This window comes from Runella sp. R0.1_18, assembly GCF_057652155.1.
This window is the reverse complement of the sequence record NZ_JBYFCK010000050.1, coordinates 1-5,357: the sequence shown is the minus strand read 5'-3', so window position 1 is coordinate 5,357 and position 5,357 is coordinate 1. Positions and strand designations below refer to the sequence as shown.

Below are 5,357 nucleotides of genomic sequence, written 5' to 3'. Positions count from 1 at the left end.
TTTGACTGAAAGGGAGACGCACGATCGTGCGTCTCCCTTTTTTGTTAAAAGACTTCTTTGGGTATAAAAAATCGAATATATCCTAAAAAACTTATTGTTTTTCGGTTAAAAAGCATAGGTAATCAGTATATATTTGCTGTAGAACCCAAAGTTTGAAAAATGACTCTTAAATCGTTACTTATTTATACTGCTTTTTTATGCCTTATTACTTTGGAGGGAAGGGCTCAGTATGAGCGTTTTTTACATAAAAACTATCAAGAAAGGGCGAAGGAATGGGGGGATTTTTGGGGAGAAAAAACGGTGAACGCCGAATATGATTCAGCACTGTTTTTTCGAGAAGTTTTAGCGATAAGGCGTCTTGCTCTTCAGCACAAAGATGAGGGCTTAGGGATGGATACGTATATGTCCGAGTTGAGTTTTTTTCTATACAGAAAGAAATATTCGGACCAAAAAGCATTGGCTGTGTTGGAGCGTATATTAAAAATAGCGCAAGAAAAGCGCCTGTTGCATGAAGCCTCTGTAGAAAAACACTACGGCGCCATGTATTTTTATCGGGTCAAAAACTATGAGTTGGCGTTTGAACATTTTTTGAAAATGTACGAAATCGTAAAGAATGTAAGTAAGCGTACGTTTCCTGATAAAACCAATTGTATCAAAGAGTTAGCTTATGCGTATTATTATTTTGACGATTACCATAAAACCATTTCGCTGGCCAAAGAAGCCATTCAAAGTGAGTTGGAGGTAGGCGAGTCGGCGCATTTGTGTAAAAATTACGGTTTGGTCGCTATTTGCTACCGAAAGTTAAACCAATTGGATTCGTCTGATTATTACTTTAAGGCATCCTTACAAACCTCTATTACCAAACGAGATACCTTGTGGATGGGGATAAATTACGGGGAATTGGGTGCGAATGCGTTTGCCAGAAAGCAATACCAACAGGCAGAATCGCTCCTTTCAAAAGCACTTTCTATTGTAAAACCCCGTAAAGAATGGAGCAGCTCAGTGAAGGCTCTGACTACCTTGGGAGCTATTGCCTTGCTCAATGACAATGAGGCAGAAGCTGCTAAGTATTTGTTAGAAGCCAAAAAGCACGCCGATGGACTCCAATTGTTGGAACTTTATGACCGCCTCTATCCGTGGTTATTGAAACTGTACGTACGTCTCAACAAACCGCAGTTGGCGATGATGTATTCTGACTCGGCTGCTTGGGTCAGCGACAGTTTGGAGCGGCAGTTTAGTTCGCGCAAAATCTTGCGGGCTGTGCAATCCAACCAACTGCGTCAGCACCGAGCGGAGATTGCCAGCATTGAAACGCAACGGAAATTGAAGGAATGGGAGCGGGATGGGGTATTGCTTTTGTTAGTTGTTGGGTTTGGGATGGCGCTGTATGTCTATCATGGACAGCGGAAGCAGTACTTGCAAAACCAGCTAATTTCGAGGCAAGAACTTCAATTAAAAGAACATGAATTACACTTGGCGACGCAACAATTACGTCATTTTGCGGAAAGTATTACCGAAAAGAACAGGCTGATTGAGGAGTTGTACGACAAGCCCCTCAACGACGACTCGGACGCTGTCGTCGCCCAATTACAACGTTCAACGATTTTGACGGATGTACAATGGGAACAATTTAGAACGCTTTTTGAGAAAGTACATGGAGGATATTTGCATCGCGTCAAAGAAAAATTTCCTAATCTTACCCCTTCCGAAATTCGCTTTATTGCGCTGGCCAAACTACAATTTTCTACCAAGGAAATGGCGGCTGTATTAGGGATTTCTCCCGTTAGTGTGCGTTCTACGTGGTCACGTTTGCGTAAAAAAGTGAATTTACCCGAAGACGAAAGCCTTGATGAATGGCTCGGTGGGATAGAGGAATAATGCTGATTTTTTTTGTTTTCTTCATTTTGTTGGCTGTAATTATCAGTTTTACAGGTAGTTATAAATTGCAACGTTTTTGCAACGCTTAAAATTTGGCGATTTGGGGGCACTTGGGGTAGCTTTACTAAAGGCAAGCCCAGCAAGCAATGCTAGAATCATTTTGTAAAACTTTAAGCCAACCAGCAATACGTTTATGACTTACTTTACCTTACTGATTTTTCCTCGCAATCGAGGGATGTATGTGACACTTTTACTGGCTATGATGTCTTTTGTAAGCCATTCCCAAACCATCCGCTACGTAAAACAGAACGGCACGGGCGACGGTTCGTCGTGGGACAATGCCTCGGCAGATTTACAGGCGATGATCAATGCCTCGGGGACCTCAGAGGTATGGGTGGCCAAAGGTACCTACAAGCCAGGTACAAGTCGCTACGCTTCTTTTAGTATGAAAGTTGGGGTGAAGATCTACGGCAGCTTTGCGGGCACGGAGACCCACCTTTCCGAGCGCACCTCCACCGTGATGACAGCCAACCAAAGCATCTTAAGCGGGGATTTGAACGGGGATGATGTCATCACTGGTAGCGGGGCTACATTGAGTATTACTAATAATGGTGAAAACTGTTACCATGTGTTTTATAATATTTATGATGGGAGGAATCGTCTTACCACCGATAATTCGCTTTTGGATGGTTTTACTATTACAGGGGGCAATGCCGATGATTATGGTGGCGGGATGTATAATCTGAGTTCCTCGCCTAATCTTACCAATATCACATTTTTTGGTAATAATGCCAGTAATGGCGGCGGGCTCTTTAACCTTGGCTCCTACCCAAGCCTCAGCAATAGCACTTTTGAGAAAAATCAAGCTAATAAGGGTGGTGGGATAAACGGAAGCACTTCAACTCTCGTTCTTAATAATGTTCTTTTTAAAGGAAATAAGGCTTCCGCAGGTGGTGGGATGTACAATTCCACCACTTTCACCCCAACATTTACCAATGTTATTTTTAAGGAAAATAAGGCCGATGGCGACGGCGGCGGAATTTGTAATTACCATGGTAATGTAAATCTAAATAATGTCTATTTTATTGATAATCAAGCAAGTTATGGCGGAGGAATGTATGATTATTACGCTTATGGTAATCGCAATAATGTCGTCTTCTCGGGGAATATTGCTTCAGAAAACGGAGGGGGAATCTATAGCTCACAACTATCCTACGCTACTTTTAGCCACGTTACTTTTTCGGGTAATCAGGCTACCAATGGCGGAGGAGTTTTCAATAATAATGATAATGCGACGAGCATACTCTACAAAAACGGAATTTTTTGGGGAAATACCGCTACTGGAACTGGACCAGACATAAAAAACAATATTGGAAACATTCGCCTCAACTATTGCTCATTGCAGTTAGAATCCGGTAATTACAGCAGCGGTTTTGCCTTAGGAGACGGGATGCGTTACGCACAAAATCCTTTATTTGTCAACGCCGCCGACCCCGACGGGGCAGATAACGTTTTTGGTACGTCGGATGACGGTTTACAGCTTTTGCCTTGCTCCCCCGTCATCAACGCGGGTACCAATGCGAATGCTGCAAGTACGGATATCATTGGTAATCCACGTAGTTTTGGCGGCACGGTCGATATGGGTGCCTACGAGTCCCAAAGCCCACCCGTGACAGGTACGCGGCTGTATGTCAATGCTGCCGCAGCGGCCAATGGTGACGGCAGTTCATGGGCTACGGCTTATACTGATTTGCAAACGGCTTTAGCCAATGCCCGTCTTTGTTCGCAGATCACGGAAATTTGGGTAGCCAAGGGCACTTACAAGCCAGGTACAAGTCGCAACGCTTCTTTTAGTATGAAAGCTGGAGTGAAAATCTACGGCAGCTTTGCTGGGACGGAGACTAACCTTTCTGAGCGAACGGCCGCGGTAATGGTGTCCAACAAAAGCATTTTAAGTGGGGATTTAAACGGAGATGATGCCACTGCGGGCAAAGGAGAGAACAGCTACCATGTGATTTTAAATGATAACAACGGCCTAACCACCTCCAATTCACTTTTGGATGGTTTTACCATTACGGGAGGAAATACTGGCGGTGATGGTTTGGGTGGGGGGATGTATAACAAATCCTCATCGCCAAGCATTGTAAATTGCAGTTTCTTGGATAATGAGGCTGCTTTTGGTGGCGGCGGGATTGGTAACGATGATTCCTCCCCGAGCCTTGCGAATTGCAGTTTCTCTGGTAATTGGGGATATACTTTTGGTGGCGGGATGTATAACTTTTCCGAATCCTCGCCGAGCCTTGTGAATTGTATCTTTTTGGGTAATCGGGCTGTTTATGGTGGTGGAATGGGTAATGTAATCAATTGTAGGCCAAGCCTTGTAAATTGTAGTTTCTCAGGTAATATGGCGATTTCCAAAGCTGGCGGGATATATAATGATTATTATTCCCCACCGAGCCTCAAAAACTGTATCTTGTGGGGAAACAAATATGAGTTTGGCAGCGATAAAGAAGTAGAAAGTAGTGATAGTGAGAGCAATCCTACCTATACCAATACCCTCGTCGAAGGCTTGGCCGTAGGAGGCTTTCAAGGCACCGAAAATCCGCTTTTTATCAATCAGCCGTCGGCAGGGCTTGGAACTTCAGGTGATTTACGCCTGCAAGCTTGCTCACCCATCCTCAATGCAGGAAATAATGCTGATAACTCCACCACGGTTGATTTAGGTGGCAATAACCGCAAAGTAGGCACGATTGATTTGGGTGCCTATGAGTACCAATCAGCTCCACCCGCAGTCGTCACTCCTACGGTGAGTGTCAGCCACCCCACTACCTGCGGCGGAACAGAAGGGAACATTCGTCTAAGCGGGTTTCTTAACAACACCGCTTACAGTGTCACCTATAAAAAAAATAACGTGTCGGTGTCGGCGGCAAACTTTACTTCCGATGGCAGCGGCGTGATTACCTTGCCTAATTTAGGTGCGGGTAGTTATACAGAGATTGTGGCTACCTATGGGGCTTGCGTGAGCAATGCAGCCACGGCTGCGGTTGTATTGACAGATCCTATGAAACCGAGCATTAGCTTATATGCTTTCGCCCAAACGTTAAATGAAGGTAGCACTCAAACTGTGTGCGACACGGATGCCAACTCTGTTAACGGTTTGGAGTTTAATGTTTCGGGTTTGTGTGTTTCAGGCAACCCTGTTTGGCGCGTTCAAATAGGCAGCGGTGCATGGAGCGACTGGTCACTCATTCCACCAGTTACCCAGTCCTCCAATAACCAAGTTCACCGCTACCAAGCGGCCTGTGATGCCAATTGCCCAAATACTTATACTTCACCGATTGAGTTAACGATTGGTGTACCTCCTGGCCCTCCCCAACAAGTAACTGTGAGTAAGACGACGGATTGTCCAGGTGAAACCGTGACACTCTCCGCTCATTGTGGAGCTCATACCATACGGTGGTATTCATCAGATTCACCTA

General features: G+C 44.7%; 2 protein-coding genes. Both read left to right on the top strand.

Annotated features, from left to right (window positions below):
* Positions 1-159: 159 nt before the first annotated feature.
* Positions 160-1,878 (top strand): helix-turn-helix transcriptional regulator, encoded by a 1,719-nt coding sequence (locus AC23P2_RS30845; RefSeq protein ID WP_487776753.1) that lies wholly within the window; start codon positions 160-162, stop codon positions 1,876-1,878.
* A gap of 193 nt (positions 1,879-2,071) precedes the next feature.
* The coding region (locus AC23P2_RS30840) for a choice-of-anchor Q domain-containing protein (RefSeq protein WP_487776752.1) at positions 2,072-5,357 on the top strand (3,286 nt) is incomplete at its 3' end.

Bases quoted from the DNA above. Each gene is read 5' to 3' on its own strand.
- AC23P2_RS30845 (WP_487776753.1), top strand. From the start codon at position 160: ATGACTCTTAAATCGTTACTTATTTATACTGCTTTTTTATGCCTTATT.